Origin of the sequence: Homoserinimonas sedimenticola, from assembly GCF_026094475.1 — a bacterium.
In the GTDB taxonomy this organism is placed as follows: Bacteria; Actinomycetota; Actinomycetes; order Actinomycetales; family Microbacteriaceae; genus Homoserinimonas; species Homoserinimonas sedimenticola.
On record NZ_JAPELL010000001.1, the window covers coordinates 373337 to 398490 of the forward strand.

Genomic DNA, 25154 nt, shown 5'->3' on the forward strand with positions numbered 1-25154 from the left:
AGCAGCGCGTCACCGTCGATTTGAGGAGTTCACCCGTGCCCAGTCCCCTCACCCCCGGCTCCCTCGCGGGAAAGCGCGCACTCGTCACGGGGTCCTCCCGTGGCATCGGCGCTGACACGGTGTCGATGCTCGCGGAGGCGGGCGCCCGAGTCGTCGTGAACTACCGCAACAAGGAGAAGCGGGCACTGCAACTCGTCGACAAGATCCGGCAAGCTGGGGGAGAGGCGATCGCGATCGGCGCTGACCTCACCGACCGGGACTCCCTCTCGGCGATGTTCGCTCGAATCCGCGAGGAATTCGGCGGTCTCGATGTCCTTGTCATGAACGCCTCCGGCGGCATGGAGTCCGGCATGGCTGAGGACTACGCCATGCAGCTCAACCGTGACGCACAGGTGGCGTTGCTCGAGCAGGCGCTCGAGGTGCTCCAGGATGGCTCGCGCGTCGTCTTCGTGACGAGTCACCAGGCGCACTTCATCAAGACTGTGCCCACCATGCCGGAGTACGAGCAGGTGGCACTGAGCAAGCGGGCGGGGGAGGACGCTCTCCGCGCCATGATCCCCCAGCTCGAGGCCCGGGGGATCGGCTTCGTCGTCGTGTCGGGCGACATGATCGAGGGCACCATCACGGCCACGCTGCTCGAGCGTGCGAACCCGGGCGCGATCGACGCTCGCAAACAGTCCGCAGGGCGTCTCTACAACGTCAGCGAGTTCGCGGCGGAGGTCACAGCAGCAGCCGTTGAGCCGGTTCCCGCGGACAACACGCGCTACGTCGGCGACGTCAGCGACTTCACGGGCTGAAGGTCGCTGGAGGCCGCTCTGGCCTGAGAGTGCCCCGGCGTGGCAGCATCGGTGCTGTGAACAGCACCGATGAGCAGGAGCGGCTGCGCGGCCTCGTACGACTCAGACGCGTTCGCGATCGCATCGACCGTGAGTATGCGCGACCCCTCGACGTGGATGCTCTGGCCAGAGGAGCGAACATGTCGGCGGGTCACCTCAGCCGCCAGTTCCGTGCCGTCTACGGCGAGTCCCCGTATTCGTACCTGATGACCCGCCGCATCGAGCGCGCCATGACCCTGCTGCGCCGCGGCGACCTCTCGGTGACGGAGGTGTGTTTCGCAGTCGGATGCTCGTCCCTCGGCAGCTTCAGCACGCGCTTCGCGGAGTTGGTCGGCGTGCCCCCGAGTGTCTACCGCCTGCAGTCGGCGGATACCACCGCGGGCATCCCGGCATGCCTGGCGCGCCAGGCTACGAGACCGGTCAGGAATCGAGAAGCGTCATCGCCGACGCCGAAGATAGCGTGACCGCTATGGACATCACGATTCACTACACCTTCCTTCCGCACACGGGCGCGGATGCCGCACTCGCCTTCTACCGAGATGCCCTCGGCTTCGAGGTGCGCAACGACGTGGGCTACGACGACATGCGCTGGATCACCGTCGGGCCGCCTGCGCACCCTGAGATGTCGATCGTGCTGACGCCGCCGGCGGTCGACCCAGGCATCTCCAACGACGAGCGCCGCGTCATCCTGAGTCTTATCGCGAAGGGCAGCTTCGCTGCTGTCACCCTCGCCACCGACGATCTCGACGGTCTCTTCGAACGTCTGCAGTCGAACGGCGCCGAGGTGCTCCAAGAACCGATGGAGCAGGATTACGGCGTGCGCGACTGCGCCTTCCGCGACCCGTCCGGCAACCTGATTCGCATCAATGAGGTCTCCTGAATGAACTCGGCTCCCACCAACTCTGCTGCTGCGGTCGCCCGTCACGCCGCCGACGGCCATGATGTCATCCGCGTTGAGGGAGCCCGTGAGAACAACCTGAAGAACGTGAGCGTTGAGATCCCCAAACGACGCCTCACGGTCTTCACTGGCGTCTCCGGATCGGGCAAGAGCTCCCTCGTGTTCGACACGATCGCCGCAGAGTCGCGGCGGTTGATTGATGAGACCTACAGTGCCTTCGTCCAGGGGTTCATGCCCTCGGTGCCTCGACCAGACGTCGACGTGCTCGAGGGTCTGACAACCGCCATCATTGTCGACCAGGAGCGGCTCGGCGCGAACCCTCGTTCGACCGTGGGCACGGTGACCGACGCGAACGCGATGCTGCGCATCCTGTTCAGCCGGCTGGGGGAGCCCTACATTGGGGGGCCGACCGCGTTCTCCTTCAACATCCCGACTCAGAAGGCCAGTGGCGTCATGACGGGCCCCAAGGGGGAGAAGAAGATCGTCAAAGACGTGATCTACCTCGGCGGCATGTGCCCGCGCTGCGAGGGCCGGGGTTCTGTCTCGGATGTCGACCTCTCGCAGGTGGTCGACGAGTCGAAGTCCCTCAACGACGGAGCAATCCTCGTGCCCGGCTACACAGCAGACGGATGGATGGTGAAGGCATTCTCGGAGTCGGGTTTCTATCCCGCCGACAAGCCGATCTCGCAGTTCACCGAGAAGCAGCGCCATACTTTCCTCTACGGCGAGGTCACCAAGGTCAAGGTCGCGGGCATCAATATGACCTACGAGGGTCTGATCCCGAAGATCACCAAGTCCATGCTGTCGAAGGATCTGGATGCGCTCCAGCCGCACATCCGCGCCTTCGTCGAGCGGGTCGCGACGTTCACGACGTGCCCCGAGTGCGACGGCACGCGCCTGACGGAGGGGGCCCGCTCGTCGACGATCGACGGCGTCAGCATTGCGGATGCCTGCCGCATGCAGGTCACGGACCTCGCTGAATGGATCAGGGGGCTCGATAAGCCGGGTGCCGGCCCTCTTCTCGACGCGCTCCGATCTAACCTAGACGCCTTCGTCACGCTGGGCCTCGGCTACCTGAGCCTCGACCGGCCATCGGGCACCCTGAGCGGGGGAGAGGCGCAGCGCATCAAGATGCTGCGGCACCTGGGCTCGTCGCTCACCGACGTCACCTACGTCTTCGACGAGCCGACCATCGGCCTGCACCCGCACGATATCCAGCGGATGAACTCGCTTCTCCTGCAGCTCCGTGACAAGGGCAACACCGTGCTCGTCGTCGAACACAAGCCGGAGACGATCGCGATCGCCGACCACGTAGTGGACCTGGGTCCTGGCGCCGGCGATGCGGGCGGCACGATCTGCTTCGAGGGAACCGTCGAGGGACTGAAGTCGAGCAATACCCTCTCTGGGGCGCACCTCGACTACCGCTCTCGGATAAAGCCGGAGGTGCGCCGGGCGACGGGAGCGCTGGAGGTCCGCGGCGCCGACGACAACAACCTCAAGGACGTTGACGTCGACGTGCCCCTCGGTGTCCTCACGGTTGTCACGGGAGTGGCAGGATCCGGCAAGAGCTCACTCATCCATGGCTCCGTCGCGAAACGTGACGGCGTCGTTGCGATAGATCAGGGATCAATCAAGGGTTCTCGCCGCAGTAACCCGGCGACCTACACGGGACTCCTTGAGCCGATTCGCAAAGCATTTGCGAAGGTGAACGGCGTGAAGCCGGCGCTCTTCAGCGCGAACTCGGAGGGCGCGTGCCCCAGTTGCAAGGGCGCTGCGGTGATTATCACGGAGCTCGGCTTCATGGACACGGTCGAGACGCCCTGCGAGGATTGCGGCGGCCGCCGGTTTCAGAGCGGCGTTCTCGACTACAAGCTCGGTGGCCTCGATATCACGGAGGTCTATGACCTTTCCGTCGCTGACGCTCGTGGCTTCTTCGCAGAGGGCGAGGCCGCAATCCCTGCCGCCGTCGCTATTCTCGACCGGCTGCACGACGTGGGCCTTGGCTACCTCACGCTGGGCCAGCCGCTCTCGACCCTCTCAGGCGGCGAACGGCAGCGCATCAAGCTCGCCATCCGCATGGGCGAGAAGGCCGAGATCTACGTCCTTGATGAACCGACGACGGGTCTGCACCTCGCTGATGTCGAGAATTTGTTGCGATTGCTCGATCGCATTGTCGACTCCGGCAAGTCAGTCATCGTGATCGAACATCATCAGGCCGTCATGGCCCACGCCGACTGGATCATCGACCTGGGTCCCGGCGCAGGCCACGATGGCGGTCGCATCGTCTTCGAGGGAACACCCGCCGAACTCGTCGCCCAGCGCGCAAGTCTCACAGGCGAGCATCTTGCCGCCTATGTGGGAGCGTGACGAGCCCAAAGGCGCCACCACCTAGCGGATTGCCCGCTCCATACCGCGCGGGGTGCGATCTACAACTGGCTGCTCGAGCAGTGGTCTGGACGACCGCCCAGGCACCGTGTTCACCTCGCGCCGATAATGCACATTATGTCAAGACAGCGAAAAGCGCCTGCGTGCACGGCAAGGCAGGCTCCTAGATTGCGCGGATGCTCGAACCGCTCCCCGGCGCTCGCCGCGGCGTCAGTTCTTCGTCTGCCCGGTCTCGCCGAGCGGCCCTTCGGGAGCCGGATCCGAGTCGTCAACGCTCACTGGGCATTCGAACTGAGTATGTGCCCCTGTCTGATCAACCCAATGCTCGCCGAGCACGCGCCCGCAGACAGAGCACCGCCACTCAGCGAAGCGCCGATCGGTAGGTGTTCGCGCATCATCCGAGCGCTCATCGCCAGGGCCGGCTTCGTGGTGGCCTAGCCATTCCGCGAAAGTGGTCCGTCCGCTCGATCCATTGTCGTCCGTCATGGTGCCACGCTATGCCCCCGGCCCGCATCCGAACAGGCCTCATCGCGCCTCTCTGCAGTGCCCATGTCGGGATCTACTACCCGCGAAGCGGTCAGCTCCGCGTTGCTCGCGCCCACTCCTCAAGCTTGCCTGTCGCGGCACCAGAGTCGATTGCCGATGCAGCAACATCGAGCTTCTCTCGGAACCGCTCGAGGATTGGGATCTGCGCCTGGCTTGCATCCCGCGCGAGGTCCCAGGCTACGAGCCCCGCTGCCGCATTGAGAAGGACGATGTCGCGGACAGGGCCCCTCTCCCCCGCCAAAGTCGCGCGAGCGATCTCTGCATTGCGCACCCCGTCGCCTCCCAGCAGATCCTCGATCGAAGCCGTCGGGATCCCGAGGTCACGCGGATCGAGGTCGTGCTCGTGGACATCGCCTCGCGACACCTCCCAGATGTGGCTGTGTCCCGTTGTCGTCAGCTCGTCGAGCCCGTCGTCGCCGCGGAACACGAGCGCTGTCGCCCCTCGAGTGCGGAACACTCCGACGAAGAGTGGGACAACGTCGAGATTCGCGACGCCCACCGCGGAAGCTTCGGGACGCGCCGGATTGCAGAGGGGACCGAGGAAGTTGAAGACCGTCGGCACCCCCAGCTCTGCACGGACAGGGCCCGCATGGCGAAAGCCGGGGTGAAACAGCGACGCGAAGGCAAAGGAGATCCCCGTCTTCTCGAGCACAGATGCGACACCCTCGGGTGACAGCGCGAGGTCGACACCGAGCTGACTGAGGACGTCCGACGCCCCCGACTTCGAGCTGACTGCACGGTTGCCGTGCTTGAGGACGCGCGCTCCGGATGCTGCGCACACAACACTCGCCATGGTCGATACGTTGACCGTGCCGTAGCGGTCGCCTCCCGTTCCCACGATGTCGAGCACCATGGGATCGACATCGAGCGGAAGGGCATTTTCAAGGACTGCGTCGCGGAATCCTACGATCTCGTCGACCGTCTCCCCCTTCCGGCGGAGTGCGACTAGGAAGCCAGCGAGCTGTGCGGGGGTGGCATCCCCGCTCATCACCTGACGCATCGCCCACGAGGCCTCGCTGATGCTGAGGTCACCCCCGTCGAGGAGCGTCGTGAGCAGATCAGGCCAGGAAACGTTCGCAGACATGCCGAAATCCTAGCCAGCGTCAGGCGGCGCGCCCCCGCGGATGGCAACCCCGCCTCCGAATATCGGCCATAATGGGACTTGTGACCAGCACCTCTCTCTCCCACGCCCCTGGAGCGCCTGTCGTGAACAGGCCGAACGTCGTCGCGGTCGGCACGATCGTCTGGCTCGGCAGCGAGGTCATGTTCTTCGCAGGCCTCTTCGCCATCTACTTCACTCTGCGCGGTACCTCACCTGAGCTGTGGGCTTCGGAGACGGCGATTCTCAATGTGCCCTTTGCTCTCACCATCACGATCATCCTGGTTGCGTCCTCGTTCACAGCCCAGTTCGGCGTCTTCGCGGCAGAGCGCCTGCAGCCGAGACGCACCGGCTCGCTGCTCCAGTTCACAAAGTGGGGAATGGTCGAGTGGTTCTGGGCGACCTTCGTCATGGGCGCGCTCTTCGTGATCGGCCAGGTCTTCGAGTATGCGACGCTCGTGAGCGAGTACATCGGCCTCACCTCGCATTCCTATGGGTCCGCCTTCTACATCACGACTGGTTTCCACGGACTCCACGTTCTCGGCGGCCTCATCGCGTTCCTCCTCATCATCGGTCGCGCGTACGCCGTGACGCGCTTCGGTCACAAGGAGGCGACCTCCGCGATCGTCGTCTCCTACTACTGGCACTTCGTGGACGTGGTCTGGATCGGGCTCTTCCTGGTCATCTACGTCCTCAAATAGGCATCACGGTGTCGGCGCAGCGCGGCGGCATCCACCACAACCGCAGCTCGCTGAAAGAACGGGAAGACCACAGCACCATGGGAATTGACTCGACCACCAAGGATCGCCGTCGCACGCGAGCAGGGCGCCGTCATCCTCTCGCGAGCGTCGCACTGATTCTCGCGGGCCTCGTCACGACCGGTGGCGCGTATGCACTCTTCACGTCGACGGCGACGGCTGGGACTGCAAACACGGCGATCGTGCAGCAGCAACTCGTCGAGGAGGGCGAAGCGCTTTTCGCGGCGAACTGTGCAAGCTGCCATGGCGCCAACGCCGAGGGTACCGGCGAGGGAGTGAGCCTCCACGGCGTCGGTGCCGCCGCTGTCGACTTCCAGGTTGGCACGGGTCGTATGCCGATGGCCGCACAGGGTCCGCAGGCCGAGCAAAAGCCGGTCCAGTTCACAGAGGAGCAGATCGACGCTCTCGCCGCCTACGTCGCGTCTCTCGCTCCCGGGCCGGAGGTGCCCGATGAGTCCCTCTTCGAGGGCGAGGCCGACCTCGCGAACGGTGGCGAGCTGTTCCGTATCAACTGCGCGATGTGCCACAACGTCGCCGGCGCCGGTGGTGCCCTCACGGAGGGCAAGTGGGCACCGGCTCTTATGGGCGTCGAGCCGAAGCACATCTACGAGGCGATGATCACCGGTCCGCAGAACATGCCCGTGTTCAACGACCTCAACCTCTCCCCCGAAGACAAGGCCGACATCATCGCCTACCTCAAGTACATGGAGGAGACTCCGAATGTCGGCGGCTTCGGCCTCGGCAGCCTCGGCCCTGTCTCGGAGGGCCTCTTCATGTGGATCTTCGGTCTCGGTGCCGTTGTCGGCGTGACGGTGTGGATCGCCGCGCGCGCCAACTAGGCACTGACACCCCCGCACTCAGTCACACCGCACCACACAGCGTGCCAATCGAAGGGAAGAGAATGGCAAAGCAGGACAACGGCGAGTCTTCCGCCGCTGCCGGCTCGGCTGTCGAGAATCACGGGGCTCCCAAAGCCTCGTCAGGCACGGCCGTCGTCGCCTCGGACGCGTTCACCAATCCGGGGCTCCCCCCGCACCAGCCGCGTGTCACGGACGTCGACCCAGCCAAGGAGCGGCAAGCCACGCGTCGTGTCGGCGGCCTCTTCCTGGTCTCCATCCTCGGCAGCATCTTCGCGATCGTTGCCTACATCGTGTTCCCCATCGTTCCGGGCGACATGCTTTCGGTGCGACTCAACACGCTGTTCCTCGGTCTTGGCATCACCCTCGCCCTGATTCCGCTGGGAATCGGTGCGATCTATTGGGCTAAGAACCTGATGAGCAACCACGAGCACGTCGAGATGCGGCACAGCACGCGGGGTACCGAGGAGACACGTGCCGCCGCTGCTCGCGTCTTCACACTCGGCAATGAGGAGTCGGGCTTCACGCGACGCAAGCTCATTCGCAATAGCCTCATCGGCGCCCTCGCGGTCTTTCCGCTCCCCGCGATCGTGATGTTCCGCGATCTCGCTCCCGCTGAAAACCCGGCGACGCTGTTCAAGCACACGATGTGGGACGAGGGCACACGACTCACTCTGGACCCTTCAGGCGCCCCCATTAGGGCTGCGGATGTCACGATCGGCTCGGTTTTCCATGTAATCCCCGAGGGACTCGAAGAAGCGGAGCACCCGCTCGACGAGAAGGCCAAGGCTGCTGTCCTCCTCATGCGCCTCGATCCCGAGGAACTCAATGAGGCCGAGGACCGCAAGGACTGGTCCTACGACGGCATCGTCGCCTACTCGAAGATCTGCACGCACGTCGGTTGTCCCGTGGCGCTCTACGAGCAGCACACTCACCACCTCCTGTGCCCGTGCCACCAGTCGGAGTTCGACGTAGCGAACCACTGCGAGGTCATCTTCGGCCCGGCCAAGCGCCCCCTGCCCCAACTGCCCATTGCTGTCGACTCCGAGGGTTACCTTGTGGCCCAGAGCGACTTCCACGAGCCCGTCGGACCTAGCTTCTGGGAGCGTTCCGCATGACCACCACCACTTCCGCTACGACGACAGCAGCGAAGCCTGTAGGCCGAGGCATGCGCTTCACGAATGCGGCCGCGAGCTACATCGACGAGCGCACGAGCATCTCCGGCGCCGTCAGGGAGCTCGGACGCAAGATCTTCCCCGACCATTGGTCCTTCATGCTGGGCGAGGTCGCGCTCTATAGCTTCGTCGTCATCCTCATCTCGGGCACCTTCCTCACGTTCTTCTTCGACCCTTCGATGTCGCACGTGCACTATGAGGGTTCCTACGCCCCACTCAGGGGAATCGAGATGTCGGCCGCCATGGCGTCGACCCTCGACATCTCGTTCGACATCCGCGGCGGCCTTCTCATGCGGCAGGTGCATCACTGGGCCGCCCTTCTGTTCGTGGCCTCCATCGGACTGCACATGCTCCGCGTGTTCTTCACGGGTGCATTCCGCAAGCCGCGCGAGATCAACTGGGTCATCGGATTTGTGCTCTTCATCCTTGCGATGGCGGAGGGCTTCACTGGGTACTCGCTCCCCGATGACCTTCTGTCCGGCAACGGTCTCCGCATCATCGACGGCATGCTCAAGGGCTTTCCGATCGTCGGCACCTGGATCTCCTATCTTCTCTTCGGCGGTGAGTTCCCCGGTCTCGTAGTGATCCCGCGGCTCTTTGTGCTGCACATCATGTTGCTTCCCGCCATCCTCATCGCGGCTCTCGGCTTGCACCTCCTCTTGATGGTGATCAACAAGCACACGCAGTTCGCGGGCCCCGGCCGAACGAACGAAAACGTCGTCGGCGTCCCGGTCATGCCGGTGTTCGCCGCGAAGGCCGGCGGGTTCTTCTTCGTCGTCTTCGGCGTCCTCGTGCTCATCGCCTCGTTCTTCCAGATCAACCCGATTTGGAACTACGGCCCCTACGACCCCTCCCCCGTCTCTGCAGGCACCCAGCCTGACTGGTACATCGGCTTCGCGGACGGCGCACTGCGCCTCGTGCCGCCAGGGTGGGAGTTCGTCCTCTGGGGTTGGACCTTCTCGTTCAACATCCTCGTTCCGGTCGCGATCCTCGGGCTCTTCATCGTCATCGTCGCGATCTACCCCTTCATCGAGGCGTGGGTCACGGGTGACAAGCGTGAGCACCACATTGCCGAGCGTCCCCGCAACGCCCCGACCCGCACCGCCATTGGCGCCGCCGGCGTTACCTTCTACGCCGTGCTGTGGGCAGCAGCGAGCTCCGACCTCATGGCGACTCACTTCCGCCTCTCGATCGAGGGTGTCATCCACACGCTTCAGGCGCTGCTGTTCCTTGGCCCGCTCATCGCGTTCCTCGTCACGAAGCGCGTGTGCCTTGCACTCCAGAAGAAGGATCGCGAGATCGCTCTCCACGGCTACGAGTCCGGGCGTATCGTCCGCCTCCCCGGCGGCGAGTACGTCGAGGTCCATCAGCCCGTCTCGGAGTACGAGCGCTGGCGTCTGGTGAGCTACGAGGACTACGCCCCGCTCATGATTCGCCCCAACGACCAGGGCCGCATCACATTGGGAATGCGCATGCGTGCAGCTCTCTCGCGCTGGTTCTTCGAGGACCGCATCTCCCCCGCCACCAAGGGCGAGCTTGAGCAGGGCGGGCACCACTAGCCCGCAGAGGAGTGAATGAGGGCCCCGCAGCTGCAGCTGCGGGGCCCTCATCCTTTTATGTGGCTCTCACCCATTTAGAGTCGGCTAGTTCGAGTCGGCGTTGTGCGCGAGCCACGTCCCCCGTTGCGTGTGTGGCGCAGGCATGGCGTTGCTTGCGGGCCCGTGGGATTTGTCGCAGGCGTGGCTGAGGCACTAGTTCTTGTGTGCGGCCTCGTGCGGCTGCTGCTGTCGCGCGACAGGAATCTTGCTTCCGAGCACCTGAGCGACGACATCGCGCGCGATCTGCTGTGGGGTGAGCCCCACCTCTTCGAGGATCTGTGCCCTCGAGGCATGGTCAAGGAACTCGTCGGGAAGGCCCAGTTCGGTCACCGCCGTGTCGACGCCGGCCGCGCGAAGGTCCTGCCGCAGGCGAGTACCCACGCCGCCGACGCGTACGCCATCCTCGATCGAGATCACGATCCGGTGCTTCGCCGACAACTCGATAATGCTCGCGGGAATGGGGACGACCCACCGCGGGTCAACGACCGTGGCTCCGATCCCTTGCTGTTCGAGGCGTGCGGCCACATCCAGTCCGATCTCGGCCATCGGGCCCACAGTCATGATGAGGACATCCGGATGCTCGGCCTCGACGAGCACATCGACGCCGTCGTCTGTGCGGCGAAGCGCTTCTACCTCAGTGCCCACACTGCCCTTCGAGAAGCGGACGACGGTCGGCGCATCCTCGATCGCGACGGCCTCACGCAGCTGCTCGCGGAGACGAGTCGCATCGCGCGGCGCGCTCAATCGAATGCCGGGCACCACTTGAAGAATCGCAAGATCCCACATTCCGTGGTGGCTCGGCCCGTCAGGACCGGTCACGCCGGCGCGGTCGAGCACGAAGGTGACGCCCGCCTTGTGCAGGGCGACATCCATCAGCACCTGGTCGAAGGCACGGTTCATGAACGTGGCATAGACCGCCACCACGGGATGAAGCCCGCCGAACGCGAGGCCCGCAGCGGACGTCACCGCGTGCTGCTCCGCAATGCCGACGTCGAGCACGCGATCCGGATGTTTCGCAGCCATCTTGTGCAGCCCCACTGGCCGCAGCATGGCGGCGGTGATTCCCACAACGCGAGGATTTTCATCCGCGATGGCGACGACCTCGTCCGCAAACACCGAGGTCCACGAGGGAGCTGCTGCGCTTTCCACCGGCTCCCCGGTCTCAGGATCGATCTGGCCTACCGCGTGGAACTGGTCAGCCTCGTCCGCGAGGGCGGGCTCGTAGCCTCTCCCCTTCTGCGTGATCACGTGCACTATGACGGGCGCCGCATACTGTTTGGCCTGACGCAGGGCTTGTTCGAGCGCTCCCACATCATGGCCGTCAATCGGGCCCAAGTACTTAATGTCGAGGTTCGAATAAAGCGCCTCGTTGTTGGTGAACCGGCTCAGAAAGCCGTGCAGGCCGCCTCGCACGCCGCGGTAGACAGCGCGAGCTGGCGGTCCAAGGCGGTCGAAGAGCTGGCGACTGCCGAGGTGAAGTGTGCGATACGTGCGACGCGTACGGACATCGTTGAGGAAGCGGGCCATCCCCCCGATGGTCGGGGCATACGACCGGCCATTGTCGTTGACGATGATCACGAGATTGCGCGCGTTGTCGTCGCTGATGTTGTTGAGGGCCTCCCACGTCATACCGCCCGTCAACGCGCCGTCGCCGACGACGACAGCCACATGCCGGTCGTCCTGCCCCGACATTTCAAAGGCTCGTGACACACCGTCGGCCCACGACAGGGAGCTCGAGGCGTGCGAACTCTCCACAACGTCGTGCACGGACTCCGAACGCTGCGGGTAGCCGGCTAGCCCGCCACGCTGACGGAGACGACTGAAATCCTGGCGCCCCGTGAGGAGCTTATGCACGTATGACTGATGCCCGGTATCGAAGATGATGGGGTCCTGGGGCGAGTGGAAAACCCGGTGCAGGGCGATCGTCAGTTCGACAACGCCCAGATTGGGTCCAAGGTGACCGCCGGTTTTCGAGACCTCCGTGACGAGGAAGCGACGGACCTCCCCCGCCAGCTCCGAAAGCTGGTCGAGGGAGAGTCCGTCGAGATCACGAGGACCGCGAATGGTCTCGAGAAGGCTCATGACAGAAGCCTAGACGAGGCTCCTGAGCACGTACTGCAGGATGCCGCCATTACGGTAGTAGTCGGCCTCGCCCGGAGTGTCGATTCGCACGACCGCATCGAACTCGACCGTCTCCTTGCCCTCAGGCGAGTGGTCACTGGGCGCCGCGGTGACCTTGACGGTGCGCGGGGTGCGGCCCTCGTTGAGCTCCGTGAGGCCGGCGATACTGATGATCTCTGTGCCGTCAAGCCCCAGCGATTCGGCGTTCTCACCGGCAGGGAACTGCAGCGGAACGACGCCCATACCGATGAGGTTGGAGCGGTGGATGCGCTCGAAGCTCTCCGTGATGACCGCCTTGACCCCGAGAAGACTCGTGCCCTTCGCCGCCCAGTCGCGCGAGGACCCAGAACCGTACTCCTTACCGCCGAGGATCACGAGCGGAGTGCCCTGAGCCTGGTAGTTCTGCGAAGCGTCGTAGATGAACGTCTGCGGAGCATCCGCCTGAGTGAAGTCACGCGTGTAGCCGCCCTCAACACCGTCGAGGAGCTGGTTCTTGAGTCGGATGTTCGCGAACGTGCCGCGGATCATGACCTCGTGGTTGCCTCGGCGCGATCCGTAGGAGTTGAAGTCCTTGCGGTCGACGCCGTGCTCCAGCAGGTAACGACCGGCGGGGCTGTCCGCCTTGATGGAACCCGCAGGGCTGATGTGGTCCGTCGTGACGGAGTCGCCCAGCTTGGCGAGCACCCGCGCTCCCTCGATGTCGCTCACCGGCGAGGTCTCGAGCGTCATGCCTTCGAAGTACGGGGGCTTACGCACATACGTCGACTCGGAATCCCACTCGAAGGTCGATCCGGCGGGAGTCGGAAGCGAACGCCAGCGCTCGTCACCCTCGAACACGGAGGCGTACTGCGTGTTGAACATGTCGGTGTCGATCGAACTGTCGATCGTCGCCTGGACCTCTGCAGCGTCGGGCCAGATGTCCTTCAGGAAGACCTCATTGCCGTCGCTGTCGCGGCCGAGGGAGTCCTTCTCGAAGTCGAAGTTCATCGAGCCGGCCAGAGCGTAGGCGATGACGAGCGGCGGGCTCGCGAGGTAGTTCATCTTGACGTCGGGGTTGATGCGACCCTCGAAGTTGCGGTTGCCCGAGAGGACGGCGGTCACGGCGAGATCATTATTGTTGATCGCCTCCGAGATCTCCTCGGCGAGTGGACCGGAGTTGCCGATACAGGTCGTGCAGCCATACCCGACCGTGTAGAAACCGAGGGCCTCCAAGTCCTCCGTGAGCCCTGCTTTCTCGTAGTAGTCCGTGACCACCTTCGAGCCGGGCGCGAGGGTTGTCTTGACCCACGGCTTTGCCTTCAGTCCGCGCTTCGCCGCGTTGCGAGCGAGCAGGCCCGCGGCCAGCATGACGGAGGGGTTGGAGGTGTTGGTGCACGACGTGATCGCCGCGATGCTGACCGCACCGTGGTCGATCGTGAAGGTCGAACCGTCGGCCATCGTCACCGGGGTCGGGTGCGAGACGGCGGGCGCATGGCTTGTGAGGGTCTCTCGGTCGTGCTGGTGGCTCACCTCCGAGTTGTCATGCTGGTGGGTGAAACCCTCGTCCTGCGGCGTGAAGCCGATCGGGTCCGACGCCGGGAACGTGCCTTCGACGGCCTGGTCGACACGCGTGTGCCCCGCCGAGGCGTAGTTGTTCAGGTCGATCTCGAACTGGTCCTTCGCGGAGCTGAGCTCGATACGGTCCTGAGGGCGCTTCGGGCCCGCGATCGAGGGGACGACGGTCGCGAGGTCGAGTTCCAGGTACTCGCTGAAGACGGGCTCCACGGAGGGGTCGTGCCAGAGCTTCTGCAGCTTCGAGTACGCCTCCACGAGAGCGACCTGCTCTTCGCTGCGGCCCGTGAGGCGGAGGTAGTCGAGGGTGACCTCGTCGATGGGGAACATGGCGGCCGTCGAGCCGAACTCGGGGCTCATGTTGCCGATGGTCGCGCGGTTTGCGAGCGGCACCTCCGCGACGCCCTCGCCGTAGAACTCGACGAACTTGCCGACGACGCCGTGCTTGCGCAGCATGTCGGTGATGGTGAGCACGACATCCGTGGCCGTGACGCCCGTCGGGATCGCGCCACTGAGCTTGAAGCCGACAACCCGCGGGATGAGCATCGAGACGGGCTGTCCGAGCATGGCCGCCTCGGCCTCGATGCCGCCGACTCCCCAGCCGAGAACGCCGAGCCCGTTGACCATGGTGGTGTGCGAGTCAGTGCCAACGCAGGTGTCGGGGTAGGCGCGGAGCGTGCCATCGACCGTGCGGCTGTAGGTCACCTTCGCGAGGTGCTCAATGTTCACCTGGTGCACGATGCCCGTGCCCGGGGGCACGACCTTGAAGTCCTCAAACGCGGTCTGGCCCCAGCGGAGGAACTGATAGCGCTCACCGTTGCGCTCGTACTCGATCTCGACATTGCGCTCGAGCGCGTTGGGCGTGCCGAAGAGGTCGGCGATGACGGAGTGGTCAATCACCAGCTCGGCGGGCGAGAGAGGGTTGATGCGCTCGGGGTCACCGCCAAGATCGGCGACCGCTTCGCGCATGGTCGCGAGGTCGACGATGCAGGGAACACCGGTGAAGTCCTGCATGACAACACGGGCCGGCGTGAACTGGATCTCGGTGTCAGGCTCCGCAGAGGGGTCCCAGGAGCCGAGTGCCTCGATCTGCTCCTTCGTGACATTCGCACCGTCCTCGGTGCGAAGGAGGTTCTCGAGCAGCACCTTGAGGCTGAATGGAAGCTTCTCGTGTCCGGCGACCGTGTCGAGCCGGAAGACCTCGTAGTCGGTCGAGCCGACCGAGAGGGTGTCCCGTGATCCGAAGCTGTTTACTGACGACATGGCGTCGACTCCCTTGCTGAGCTCTGTCCGGCGTGCCCTCATCGGCGCACGTTCACAGCCAATCCTTGTAGCGATCGCCGATCGCCACCAGCAAGGCAAGCCTAAGTCTGAAGCTGGTCAGCGGCATGTCCGGAGGCAGAGAAATTTATCTCGATGTCGAGATAAATATACCACGATGGTGTGGTCACCCCCGTGAGCGCCACGCTCGTTCTTGGCAGCTAGGGCGTGCCGGATGCGCGTCGCTCCGCAGCATCCGAGTCGCCCTTATAAACCGTACGAACGAGAAGCCACGTGACCCACAGCATGCCCGCGTAGAGCGGCACGCCCATCACGAGCTTGGTCGCGGCAAGTGCTTCGGTCTGCTCGGCGAAGTAGAGAGGGGCTTGCACGAGAAGACGTGCCGAGAACAGCCCTACCCAAAGCCAGGTCGCGACTGTGAACACCCGGCGCTTCGCCCGATTGCCACGCCATTCACTCGGCTCGTTCGCGAGCAGACCGACGATGACTCCGATAGCTGGCCAGCGGAATGCGATTGACGCAAGCAGGACTGTGACCGAGACCGCATTGACGATAAGCCCGGGCACGAAGTTGTCCTCTGCCCTTCCCGTCAGCAGGGCGAGGGCTGCCGAGACGCCGATCCCGACGAGGCCAGCAATGGCAGGGGTCACCATGGACCTGGTCATCGCTCGCGCAGCGACGAAGATCAGGGCAACCGCAAGTGGGGCAAGCACCGAGGGCACAACCTCGCCCGTGGCTGTGTAGACGATAAGGAATCCCAGGCCGGGGAGTATCGACTCGACGAGACCTCGCACTCCCCCGACAGCCGCGAGCAGTGCTGAGGCCGACGGCACCTCGCCGGGTGCGACCGCTCCGATGCCAGCGTTGCGCGCCGCCTGGCCGAGGCCGTCTCGGAACTGCTCCCGTGCCGACGGCTCTGCGGTGCTCTCCGTCGAAGGCGCTGCGTCTCCGTCGTCGTGTGGCTGCCCTCTGCGGAAAGGCGTCTCTTCCACCATCAGCCAGCGGAGGCGGATCCGGCCGGGCCGCCCCCAGTGCCGGTGCGAGGCATCTGCAGTGGGATGAGATCGCGCGGCGGCATGGGAGTCGACCCGCGGACGACGACGATGCTCCTGAACAGATCCTCGATCTTTGCGGACGCCTCCTGATCGACGACAGCGTCGCCCGCGATGACGCCGCGGAGGAACCAGCGGGGACCGTCGACGCCAATGAAGCGAGCGAGACGCTTCGACCCGGCCTGTCCCCCACCAGTTGCGGGAATCTCGGCCAGCAGCTCGGGGCCGAAGGTCCCCGCGGTCAGCTTGGTTGTACCGCCCTGCTTGGCGATCTGTTCGGCGATCTGCTGCCGGATCTCGTGCCACAGCCCGGTCGATCGAGGCGCAGCGAATGGCTGAACCTGGAGGCTCGAGCCGGCATAGTCGAGACCCACTGCGACAACGCGCTTGCTTCCCTCCTCCACTTCGAGCCGCAACTGCAGGCCCTCACGCGGCAGGAGCTTGATGCCTCCAAGATCAACGTAGGGGCGCACCGCGTTCGCTTCGCTGTCATCGAGAGGGCCTGTGGTCGCGCGGTCAGCAGGCGCTGACTTGGCCTGCGCCACGTTGTCGCCGTTCGTCGTGTCCGTCACTCGCTCACTCCTTGTTCGCTCGACCGATATCCCGTGGACCCGAAACCAGACGTCCCGCGGTCCGTCTCGTCGTGATGAGCGACCGGGACGAACGTCGCCTGCGCCACCGGCATGATCACGAGCTGGGCTATGCGGTCACCCACCTCGACGTGGAATGGATGCTGCGCATCCGTATTGAGGAGGGTCACGCGCAGTTCACCACGATAACCGGCATCGACCGTGCCCGGGCTGTTGACGATCGTGATGCCGTGTCTCGACGCGAGCCCGCTCCGGGGCACCACGAAGGCCGCGTACCCCAGAGGAAGCGCAATCGAAACGCCCGTCCCGATCGTCGCACGGTTCCCCGGGTCAAGCACAACCGACTCCGCTGCTCTCAAGTCGGCGCCGGCATCGCCGGGATGGGCATAGCTCGGCGCGTACTCGCCAACGAGCGGTATCTCGAGGGATTCGACCACGTGATGAGGGTAGTGCAGTGTGCGGGCGGTCTGGAAAGTCTGGTCGAATGGGGTCATGATCCACTTTCAGGAGCGACTATGGCCGTCCCCCGGATTGCTCGTGGCGCTCGTTCTACTCATACCCGCCACGCTCATCGTGTTTCTGCCCATCGACCCCGCGGTCGGTGTCGTGATGGCGATCGCCTTCTACCTCGCGGCGACCGGTGTGCTGCTGGCGCGCTCCCCCCGGATCCGTGTCGACGACGAAGGCCTCAGCGTCGGCGTCGCCCGACTGCCCGCCGACGCCATTGGAGAGGTTCTCTTCTTCGAGGGAGTGGAGGCGACGGCGGAGCGCAGTGTTCGACTCGACGCGCGCGCCTGGCTCGCCATCCGCGGCGGTATCTCGCCCGTCGTACGCGTCGAGGTCACGGACCAGGTCGACCCGGCGCCCTATTGGCTCGTGTCGACTCGGCGACCGCGACAGTTGAAAGAGGCTGTGGAGGCGATCAGGCCGCGCACTCGAGGCAGATAGGCCCGAGCTTCTCCTGGTGATCGATCTGTGAACGGTGCTTGACGAGGAAGCAGCTCACACAGGTGAACTCGTCGGCCTGGGGCGGGAGCACGACGACATCGAGGTCCATGTCGGACAGGTCAGCACCCGGCAGCTCGAAGCCACCCGGGTTGTCCGCGTCATCGGAGTCCACGACGCCCGACATCTTGTCCGGCACACGCTCCTTCAGAGCCTCGATGCTCTCCGAGTCATCGTCGGTCTTACGCGGTGCGTCGTAGTCGGTTGCCATGCCCATCCAGTCTTGGTGTATGCCGATGCGTCTCAATCGGCGGCGACAGTTTGCCTCATTCGATTCTGAATAGCAAACGAGCCCGCGCGCCGCGCGATCACGGCATGAGACAACTCGCGGCACGCCCTCTCTATTCCCCCAATTCGGGCACGCCCGTGAGAATCTAGAGGCGAAATCGCGACGGCCTGAGAGGCGATCAGCATGCATGACCTGAGAGTCACTGGAGTAGAGGATGACGCTCTCCTCGCAACCGCGGAGGATGGCAGCCGCTATCGGATCCCGCTCGACGCGGAGACCTACGCCCTGCTGCGTCGGCGAAGCGCGACCCCGCAGGGTGAGCGCAAGGTGGCGCCCCGGGACATTCAGTCGCACATCCGCTCAGGGATGTCGGCACACGATGTCGCCGAGCTCACGGGCGCGCCGATCGAGTACATCCAGAAGTTCGAGGGCCCCGTGCTCGCAGAGCGGCAGTTCGTGGTGAACGCTGCCCTAGCGGTGCCGGTCAACACCGCGAGCGACTCAGACCCACTCAACGGCTCCACCTTCGGCGCCGTTATGGAGGAGCGGCTTGAGGAACTCGGCGCGCGCGACGTCGCCTGGGCGAGCTGGAAGGACCCCGAGACGGGGTGGACCGTCAAGCTCGGCTTCACCGCCAACGAGGTCGAACACGATGCCCGCTGGCAATTCGACCCCAAGAAGTCCACGCTCGCGCCCATCAACAACGATGCGACGCGGATAAGCCAGCAGGGGGACGTCTCGGCGTCACTCATCCCGCGCCTCCGCGCGGTACCCGCTGAGCGAACGCCCGACGCGACGCGGTTCGACAGCGGAGCATTCACTGACGACGAGCTTTCGCCACGCGACACCGCCCCATACGCTGACGCCATCCCCTTCGCACGCGGTTCCCAGAGCGTTTCCCCTGCCGCGATCAATCGCGAGCCCCGGTCCGAGTCAGACGCGGGGAACACGGCAGACCTGTTGGAGGCGCTCCGCCGCCGCCGTGGAGAGCGGGAGGCACCGCCGCATTCAGACGCCGAGGACTCGCGATCGGCGCATCCGTCGACAGGCAGCATCCGTGTAATCGATATTCCGCTCGACGACTTCGACAGCGAGGCGGATGCTTCGAGCTCAAGCTTCAACTCGAAGAACGACGACCACACGAATCCGCAGCCGTCGGCACCCACCACGCACGCCCCGGATCACTCATCAGCAAAAGGCTCGCAGTCTCAGAGCACGTCGGCGACCGGTAGCAAAGGACAGCGTCGCGGACGGGTGTCCATGCCGAGCTGGGACGACATCGTCTTCGGCGCTAAGGCCGACGACGACTGACCCGAGACGGGGCTCAGGCGAAGGCGCCGAGTCGGATCAGCGGCACAATGGTCTCCTCTGCCGTGAGGGAGCCGTGTTGCCCCACCATGGCAAGCGCGGAATCTGAGGCGGTGCGGGAGTCATAGTAGGCGACCCTCTTGCGGGCCGCCACCAAGAGGTCGCCGATGCGGGGCACCACAGCCTCGTCGACGCTCGTTCCAAACCAGTTCGCCTTCAACGCCTCGTCTCGCGTCACGACCCAGGACCGCGCGTGTTCCGACTGGCGCCAGCGCGCGACGAGCGCCTCGCGATCGGGCCCTCCTAAGTCCTCAGCGAAGTGAAGCTGCAAGCACCGGGGTTCTCCCGCAACCCTGTCCACCCCGTCGAGCAGGCCGGGTTCTCTGTCCACCAGGACGTGCCGGTGCGACGGGATGTCCACCATGCCGTGATCTGCCGTCACAAGAAGGCCCTCACCTGGCCGGACACGAGCGATGAACGAACGGACGACGCCGTCGAGGTCTTCCAGCGCGGCGAGCCAGCGCTCGGATTCCCACCCGCGCTTGTGAGCGATCTGGTCGAGCTCGGGCACGTAGACGTAGGCAAGACCTCCCCCAACCTCGTCGAGGCGCACCTGGGCGAGCTCCAGGCGGTCAGAGATTCTGTCGGCGATCACATACTCAGCGCCGCGGAGCACTGCCTCAGTGAAGCCGGAGTCCTCGTAGCGGGCGGCTCCCACTGCGATCGACGGGATTCCCTCGGCGGCAGCCTGCTCGAAAACGGTGCGCGAACGCTGCCACTCAGAGGGCACGAGGGTCTCGCCCCAGCCGTTGAGCTGGTTGAGGATGCGCCGGCTGCGAGGTTCGAGGGCCGTGTAACCGACGATTCCGTGTAGGCCCGGTGGGCTTCCCGTCGTCAGCGTTGCGAGGGCACACGCGGTCGTCGTCGGGAATCCGGAAGTGAGGCGCGTGTCTCGGGCGCCAGACAGCGTCCTTGCATGGCCCGCACGAGCGGCCAGCATGTGCGAACCCAGGCCGTCGACGAGCAGCACGATTGCGCTGCGCACCCTGGATAGCCCGAGGCGGTTCGCCTCTCCCCTCAGCGATGCCCGCAGACTTGGGAACACATCGGCGAGGCTCGTCCGGTCGGAGAACGGCGCCGGTAGCATGGCTGCAATCCTATGACTACTGCCGCCAATCGCACCGCTGACGAGCCCCAAGAGCGCATCGACGACGTCGATCTCGCCACCGAGATGGAGGGCTCGTTCCTCGAGTACGCGTACTCCGTCATCTATTCCCGCGCCCTGCCCGACGCGCGTGACGGTCTCAAGCCCGTCCAACGCCGCATCCTCTTCCAGATGACGGAGATGGGGCTCAGACCCGACCGCGGGCATGTGAAGTCAGCACGCGTCGTGGGCGACGTGATGGGAAAGCTGCACCCCCACGGCGATGCGTCGATCTACGATGCGATGGTCCGTCTGAATCAGCCGTTCATCATGCGGGTTCCTCTCATCGACGGGCACGGCAACTTCGGCTCTCTCGACGATGGGCCGGCGGCGCCCCGCTACACGGAGGCTCGTCTGACTGCGGCAGCTCTCGCCCTCACGGCGGATCTCGACGAGGACGTCGTCAACTTCGTTCCGAACTATGACAACCAGACCATGCAGCCTGAAGTGCTGCCGTCTGCCTTCCCCAACCTTCTCGTGAATGGTGCGACGGGCATCGCGGTGGGTATGGCAACCAATATGGCGCCCCACAATTTGGTTGAGGTGGTCGCGGCAGCCCGGCACCTGCTGGAGCATCCCGATGCCTCGCTCGAAGACCTCATGGCCTTCGTTCCTGGCCCTGACCTCCCGAGCGGCGGCACGATCGTCGGCCTGAGCGGCATCCGTGACGCTTATGCGACGGGTCGGGGCAGCTTCAAGACGAGAGCGCGCGTATCGATCGAGCCGGTCACCGCGCGCAAGACGGGCCTCGTGGTCACCGAACTCCCCTACATGGTGGGCACTGAGAAGGTCATCGAGAAGATCAAGGACGGTGTGAGCTCGAAGAAGCTCAGCGGCATCACGGATGTCGCGGACCTGACGGATCGCAAGCGGGGCCTGCAGCTCGTCATCGGCATCAAGACGGGGTTCAACCCCGAGGCTGTGCTCGAGCAGCTCTACAAGCACACTCCCCTGGAGGAGCAGTTCAACATCAACAACGTCGCGCTCGTCGACGGCGGCCCGCGCACCCTGGGCCTGCGCGAACTGCTCCAGGTGTATCTCGAGCATCGGATCAGCGTTACAACGAGGCGTAGCCGTTTCCGACTTGACCGGCGACGCGAGCGTCTTCACCTCGTCGAGGGGCTTCTCATCGCGATCCTCGACATCGACGAGGTCATCCAGGTCATCCGCAGTTCGGATGACTCGGAACAGGCGCGCGCGCGGCTGCGCGAGGTGTTCGATCTGAGCGAGGTTCAAGCCGAGTACATCCTGGAGCTGCGTCTGCGCCGGCTCACAAAGTTCTCGCGGATCGAGCTCGAAGCGGAGCGCGACCAGCTCCTCCGCGAGATTGAGGAGCTCGACCAGCTGCTCGCCGACCCCGGCCTCTTGCGTGCCCTCGTGGGACGAGAGCTCGACGAGGTGGCAGAGAAGTTCGGCACGCCCCGCCGCACCCTGTTGACAGAGGCAGGGGCGCAAGCGCCCGTATCGGGGCGGGGAAGACCTGCTCCCTCCCTCGAGATCGCGGATGTCCCGTGCCGGGTGCTGCTGTCAACCACGGGTCGCCTCGTCCGCATCGACTACCCGGAGGGCGCTGTCCAGCCCCTGCCCGCGAAGCCTCGTCGCAGCAAGCACGATGCTCTGCTCTCCCAACTCGTCACGACGAGTCGAAGCGAGATCGGCGCTCTCACGAATCTCGGCCGCGTCGTCCGCCTCTCTCCCGTCGACCTCCCGGTCGTGCCCGAGAGTTCCGTCCAGTTGGGAGCGGGCCGCAAGGCCTCGGAGTACATCGCGCTCGATAACAAGCAGGAGCGGGTGCTCGCTCTCGTGGCTCTCGACTCCGATGTCGCCGTCGCTCTTGGGACTCGGTCGGGAGTGGTCAAGCGCGTGATGCTCACGGATCTACCGAAGCGGCCGGAGTTCGAGGTGATCTCGCTCAAGGAGCGTGATGAGGTCGTTGCAGCCGCCATTGCGCCGGATGACTCCGAGCTCGTGTTCATTACCTCGGATGCGCAGCTACTCCGCTTCCCCGCCGCGGCCGTTCGCCCCCAGGGCAGGTCGGCAGCAGGCATGGCGGGCATAAGGCTTGCGGCCGGGGCATCCGTTATCGCCTTCGCCGCGATCGAGGATGCCGAGGGCGCCGTCGTGGCGACGATCTCGGGTTCCGCGACAACGATCGCGGGGACGGATCCAGGACGCGCCAAGGTCTCCGATTTCTCCGAGTTTCCGAGCAAGGGGCGCGCCACTGGCGGCGTTCGTGCACATGCACTCCTCAGGGGCGAGGACTCACTGACCCTGGCCTGGGCAGGACCGGGACCAGCGCTCGCAGTCGCCAGTGACGGAGCATCGCGCACGCTTCCTGAGGCGGGAGCGCGCCGCGACGCGTCAGGCACACCACTCGACGCGGTCGTGTCTTCGATCGGGCGCAGCATCGGCGACTGAGCGGCAGTGCGCCGCTCTTGACACCGCCGAGGGGTCAGACGTCGATGCGTTCCCTGCTGAGTGCAGCGGATCCCTCAACGATGAACTCCTTGCGCGGACCCACCTCATTTCCCATGAGGAGCTCGAAGACCTTCTCGGCCGCCGCGGCATCCGAGATATTGACGCGCCTGAGCGTGCGGTGCGAGCGGTCCATCGTCGTCGTCGCCAGCTGATCCGCGTCCATCTCGCCAAGACCCTTGTATCGCTGGATCGGGTCCTGATAGCGCTTGTTCGCTTTCTTCAGCTGGGCCAATACGCCGTTCAACTCCGCTTCCGAGTAAGTGTAAATGGTCTCGTTGGGCTTCGAGCCCGGGTTGATGACGACGACCCGGTGCAGGGGCGGGACTGCTGCGTACACTCGGCCATCCCTGATCATGTCCGGCATGTAGCGGAAGAAGAGCGTCAGTAACAGGGTGCGAATGTGCGCGCCGTCGACATCCGCGTCGCTCATGATGATGACCTTGCCGTAGCGCGCGGCGGCGAGGTCGAAGCTCCTGCCGGAACCCGCACCGATCACCTGGATGATGGAGGCGCACTCCGCGTTCGAGAGCATGTCCGAGATTGACGCCTTCTGCACGTTGAGGATCTTGCCCCGGATCGGCAGCAGCGCCTGGTATTCGCTGTCGCGCGCGAGCTTGGCTGTACCGAGGGCCGAGTCGCCCTCGACGATGAAGAGCTCGCTGTTGGAGACATCGTTGCTTCGGCAGTCGACGAGCTTGGCGGGAAGGGTCGAGTTCTCCAGCGCATTCTTGCGGCGCTGCGTCTCCTTGTGGGCGCGCGCGGAGATCCGCGACTTCATCTCGGCGACGACCTTCTCGAGCACGAGGGAGCACTGTGCCTTGTCGTCCCGCTTGGGCGAGGCGAAACGCTCCTTCATCTCCTTTGCGATGACATTCGCTACGATCGAACGCACCGCCGGGGTCCCGAGAATCTCCTTCGTCTGACCTTCGAACTGCGGTTCGGGCAGTCGCACCGTCAGCACTGCGGTGAGACCGGCCAGGATGTCGTCCTTCTCCAGCTTGTCGTTGCCGACTTTCAGCCGTCGAGCATTTTGCTCGACCTGGGCTCGCAGAAACTTCATCATGCCCTGCTCGAAGCCGCCCTGGTGCGTACCACCCTTGGGCGTCGCAATGATGTTCACGAAGCTGCGGAAAACGGTGTCGTAGCCGGTGCCCCATCGAAGTGCCACGTCGACCTCGCACTGCCGTTCGAGCTCGGTCGCGACCATGTGTCCCCGCTCATCGAGCACCGGCACGGTCTCCGTGAAGCTGCCAGAGCCCGTCATCCGCCAGGTTCCCGTGATGGGGGTGTCGGGGGCGAGGAAGTCTACGAACTCCGAAATGCCGCCGTCGAAGCGGAAGGATTCGGATGTCTCCTCCTCCCCGCGTCGGTCGATCACCGAAAGCGTGAGACCGTCCACCAGAAACGCCGTCTGGCGCGCCCTCGATGTGAGCTCCTCTGCCTGGAAGCTTGCGCCGCGAGTGAAGATCTGGGGGTCGGCCCAGTAACGCACCCGCGTGCCTGTAACCCCCTTCGGCACCTTGCCCAGCACGCGAAGCTCGCTACCGTTCTCGAAAGGAGTGAACGGGGCATCCGGACGCGGGTCACCCTTGTCGGCGAAGATGCCTGGCTCGCCCCGGTGAAAGGACATCGCCCAGGTCTTGCCGTCGCGGTCCACCTCGACGTCGAGTCGCTCGGAGAGCGCATTGACGACGGAGGCGCCGACACCGTGAAGACCTCCAGAGGATGCGTAGGAGCCGCTGCCGAACTTGCCACCCGCGTGGAGCTTCGTGAAGACGACCTCGACACCCGAAAGCCCGGTCTTCGGCTCCGCGTCGACCGGGATGCCACGCGCATGGTCCTTCACCTCGACGCTTCCGTCGGCATGCAGCACGACCTCAATCGAGTCGCCGTGCCCCGCAAGCGCCTCATCCACCGAATTGTCGATGATCTCCCACAGGCAATGCATGAGCCCGCGGGAGTCCGTCGAGCCGATGTACATCCCCGGCCGCTTACGCACCGCTTCGAGCCCCTCGAGCACGGAGAGATGACGGGCGGAATAGTCGGAACTCGACACGAAGTGGGACTCCTTCGAAGAGGACAGGAATTGGGAGGCGGGTGCGGTATTCAGCCTAGCTAGGCGACACGGGTGCCAACGGCACCGACACCCCTCCGGCGCCTGGCTACGCGGTGAGCGAAATGCA

The 25154-nt window shown here is 64.9% G+C and carries 20 protein-coding genes; 11 read left to right on the forward strand and 9 right to left on the reverse strand.

Going from position 1 to position 25154, the window contains the following annotated elements:
- The first annotated feature begins 35 nt into the window (after nt 1-35).
- Genes OH146_RS01715 through OH146_RS01730 form a run of 4 tightly spaced genes read left to right on the forward strand, consistent with a single transcriptional unit; the run spans nt 36 to nt 4101 of the window.
- Nucleotides 36-797 carry an SDR family oxidoreductase gene (locus OH146_RS01715; RefSeq protein ID WP_265156760.1) on the forward strand — a complete coding sequence of 254 codons (762 nt, stop codon included), beginning with the start codon at nt 36-38 and terminating at the stop codon, nt 795-797.
- Nucleotides 798-853: 56 nt separating this feature from the next.
- A complete protein-coding gene (locus OH146_RS01720; protein ID WP_265156763.1) occupies nt 854-1300 on the forward strand; it encodes a helix-turn-helix transcriptional regulator in 447 nt (148 codons plus the stop codon).
- 5 nt (nt 1301-1305) lie between these two features.
- Nucleotides 1306-1716 carry a VOC family protein gene (locus OH146_RS01725; RefSeq protein ID WP_265156765.1) on the forward strand — a complete coding sequence of 137 codons (411 nt, stop codon included), beginning with the start codon at nt 1306-1308 and terminating at the stop codon, nt 1714-1716.
- Nucleotides 1717-4101, forward strand: coding sequence for an excinuclease ABC subunit UvrA (locus OH146_RS01730; protein WP_265156767.1), 2385 nt, complete (start codon nt 1717-1719; stop codon nt 4099-4101).
- A 595-nt stretch (nt 4102-4696) separates the two neighbouring features.
- On the opposite strand, the gene trpD is transcribed toward OH146_RS01730, so the two are convergent.
- The gene (gene trpD / locus OH146_RS01735; RefSeq protein ID WP_265156769.1) at nt 4697-5749 is read right to left on the reverse strand and encodes an anthranilate phosphoribosyltransferase; all 1053 of its coding nucleotides are present in this window, start codon (nt 5747-5749) and stop codon (nt 4697-4699) included.
- Nucleotides 5750-5820: 71 nt separating this feature from the next.
- Here trpD and ctaE point away from each other — a divergent pair, with 71 nt between their 5' ends.
- From ctaE to qcrB, 4 genes are all read left to right on the forward strand, one after another.
- Nucleotides 5821-6465, forward strand: coding sequence for an aa3-type cytochrome oxidase subunit III (ctaE, locus tag OH146_RS01740; RefSeq protein ID WP_265156771.1), 645 nt, complete (start codon nt 5821-5823; stop codon nt 6463-6465).
- Between the two features lie 77 nt (nt 6466-6542).
- Nucleotides 6543-7361: a cytochrome bc1 complex diheme cytochrome c subunit gene (gene qcrC / locus OH146_RS01745; RefSeq protein ID WP_265156773.1), complete on the forward strand. Its 819-nt coding sequence runs from the start codon at nt 6543-6545 to the stop codon at nt 7359-7361.
- 62 nt (nt 7362-7423) lie between these two features.
- Nucleotides 7424-8497, forward strand: coding sequence for a cytochrome bc1 complex Rieske iron-sulfur subunit (gene qcrA, locus OH146_RS01750; protein WP_265156774.1), 1074 nt, complete (start codon nt 7424-7426; stop codon nt 8495-8497).
- A complete protein-coding gene (gene qcrB, locus OH146_RS01755; RefSeq protein WP_265156776.1) occupies nt 8494-10113 on the forward strand; it encodes a cytochrome bc1 complex cytochrome b subunit in 1620 nt (539 codons plus the stop codon). Before qcrA ends, qcrB begins: the two co-directional genes overlap by 4 nt.
- A gap of 192 nt (nt 10114-10305) precedes the next feature.
- Here qcrB and dxs read toward each other — a convergent pair whose 3' ends face one another.
- The 5 genes from dxs to dut all read right to left on the reverse strand — a co-directional run bounded on the left by dxs (nt 10306) and on the right by dut (nt 17184).
- Nucleotides 10306-12234 (reverse strand): 1-deoxy-D-xylulose-5-phosphate synthase, encoded by a 1929-nt coding sequence (gene dxs, locus OH146_RS01760; protein ID WP_265156778.1) that lies wholly within the window; start codon nt 12232-12234, stop codon nt 10306-10308.
- A gap of 9 nt (nt 12235-12243) precedes the next feature.
- Complete coding sequence (locus OH146_RS01765) at nt 12244-15087, reverse strand: aconitate hydratase (RefSeq protein WP_265160599.1); 2844 nt, start codon at nt 15085-15087, stop codon at nt 12244-12246.
- Nucleotides 15088-15305: 218 nt separating this feature from the next.
- On the reverse strand, nt 15306-16100 hold the full coding sequence (locus OH146_RS01770) for a DUF3159 domain-containing protein (protein ID WP_265156780.1): 795 nt from the start codon (nt 16098-16100) through the stop codon (nt 15306-15308).
- Complete coding sequence (locus OH146_RS01775) at nt 16100-16729, reverse strand: DUF3710 domain-containing protein (protein ID WP_265156782.1); 630 nt, start codon at nt 16727-16729, stop codon at nt 16100-16102. The genes OH146_RS01770 and OH146_RS01775 overlap by 1 nt, the downstream gene beginning before the upstream one ends.
- Complete coding sequence (gene dut, locus OH146_RS01780) at nt 16726-17184, reverse strand: dUTP diphosphatase (RefSeq protein WP_265156784.1); 459 nt, start codon at nt 17182-17184, stop codon at nt 16726-16728. Before dut ends, OH146_RS01775 begins: the two co-directional genes overlap by 4 nt.
- 55 nt (nt 17185-17239) lie before the next feature.
- Between dut and OH146_RS01785 the strand changes: the two genes are divergently transcribed.
- Nucleotides 17240-17695 carry a DUF3093 domain-containing protein gene (locus OH146_RS01785; protein WP_265156786.1) on the forward strand — a complete coding sequence of 152 codons (456 nt, stop codon included), beginning with the start codon at nt 17240-17242 and terminating at the stop codon, nt 17693-17695.
- Here OH146_RS01785 and OH146_RS01790 read toward each other — a convergent pair.
- Entirely contained in the window at nt 17670-17963 is a 294-nt protein-coding gene (locus tag OH146_RS01790; RefSeq protein WP_265156788.1) for a DUF4193 domain-containing protein, read from the reverse strand. The two genes, OH146_RS01785 and OH146_RS01790, sit on opposite strands and share 26 nt — an antisense overlap.
- Before the next feature lie 201 nt (nt 17964-18164).
- Between OH146_RS01790 and sepH the strand changes: the two genes are divergently transcribed.
- Nucleotides 18165-19292: a septation protein SepH gene (sepH, locus tag OH146_RS01795; RefSeq protein ID WP_265156790.1), complete on the forward strand. Its 1128-nt coding sequence runs from the start codon at nt 18165-18167 to the stop codon at nt 19290-19292.
- A 13-nt stretch (nt 19293-19305) separates the two neighbouring features.
- Here the strand turns inward: sepH and OH146_RS01800 are convergent, their stop codons facing one another.
- Nucleotides 19306-20334, reverse strand: a complete 1029-nt coding sequence (locus OH146_RS01800) for an alkaline phosphatase family protein (protein ID WP_308214932.1) — start codon at nt 20332-20334, stop codon at nt 19306-19308.
- 114 nt (nt 20335-20448) lie between these two features.
- Here OH146_RS01800 and OH146_RS01805 point away from each other — a divergent pair, with 114 nt between their 5' ends.
- On the forward strand, nt 20449-22911 hold the full coding sequence (locus OH146_RS01805) for a DNA gyrase/topoisomerase IV subunit A (RefSeq protein ID WP_265156794.1): 2463 nt from the start codon (nt 20449-20451) through the stop codon (nt 22909-22911).
- 34 nt (nt 22912-22945) lie between these two features.
- On the opposite strand, the gene OH146_RS01810 is transcribed toward OH146_RS01805, so the two are convergent.
- Entirely contained in the window at nt 22946-25027 is a 2082-nt protein-coding gene (locus OH146_RS01810; protein ID WP_265156796.1) for a DNA gyrase/topoisomerase IV subunit B, read from the reverse strand.
- Between the last annotated feature and the right edge of the window lie 127 nt (nt 25028-25154).

Excerpts from the sequence above, each read along its gene's own strand:
- OH146_RS01730 (WP_265156767.1), top strand. The coding sequence starts at position 1,717 with ATGAACTCGGCTCCCACCAACTCTGCTGCTGCGGTCGCCCGTCACGCC.
- OH146_RS01790 (WP_265156788.1), bottom strand. The coding sequence starts at position 17,963 with ATGGCAACCGACTACGACGCACCGCGTAAGACCGACGATGACTCGGAG.
- OH146_RS01770 (WP_265156780.1), bottom strand. The coding sequence starts at position 16,100 with ATGGTGGAAGAGACGCCTTTCCGCAGAGGGCAGCCACACGACGACGGA.
- OH146_RS01765 (WP_265160599.1), bottom strand. The coding sequence starts at position 15,087 with ATGTCGTCAGTAAACAGCTTCGGATCACGGGACACCCTCTCGGTCGGC.
- trpD (WP_265156769.1), bottom strand. The coding sequence starts at position 5,749 with ATGTCTGCGAACGTTTCCTGGCCTGATCTGCTCACGACGCTCCTCGAC.
- OH146_RS01725 (WP_265156765.1), top strand. The coding sequence starts at position 1,306 with ATGGACATCACGATTCACTACACCTTCCTTCCGCACACGGGCGCGGAT.
- OH146_RS01785 (WP_265156786.1), top strand. The coding sequence starts at position 17,240 with ATGATCCACTTTCAGGAGCGACTATGGCCGTCCCCCGGATTGCTCGTG.
- OH146_RS01805 (WP_265156794.1), top strand. The coding sequence starts at position 20,449 with ATGACTACTGCCGCCAATCGCACCGCTGACGAGCCCCAAGAGCGCATC.
- sepH (WP_265156790.1), top strand. The coding sequence starts at position 18,165 with ATGCATGACCTGAGAGTCACTGGAGTAGAGGATGACGCTCTCCTCGCA.
- dxs (WP_265156778.1), bottom strand. The coding sequence starts at position 12,234 with ATGAGCCTTCTCGAGACCATTCGCGGTCCTCGTGATCTCGACGGACTC.
- qcrA (WP_265156774.1), top strand. The coding sequence starts at position 7,424 with ATGGCAAAGCAGGACAACGGCGAGTCTTCCGCCGCTGCCGGCTCGGCT.
- qcrC (WP_265156773.1), top strand. The coding sequence starts at position 6,543 with ATGGGAATTGACTCGACCACCAAGGATCGCCGTCGCACGCGAGCAGGG.
- ctaE (WP_265156771.1), top strand. The coding sequence starts at position 5,821 with ATGGGACTTGTGACCAGCACCTCTCTCTCCCACGCCCCTGGAGCGCCT.
- qcrB (WP_265156776.1), top strand. The coding sequence starts at position 8,494 with ATGACCACCACCACTTCCGCTACGACGACAGCAGCGAAGCCTGTAGGC.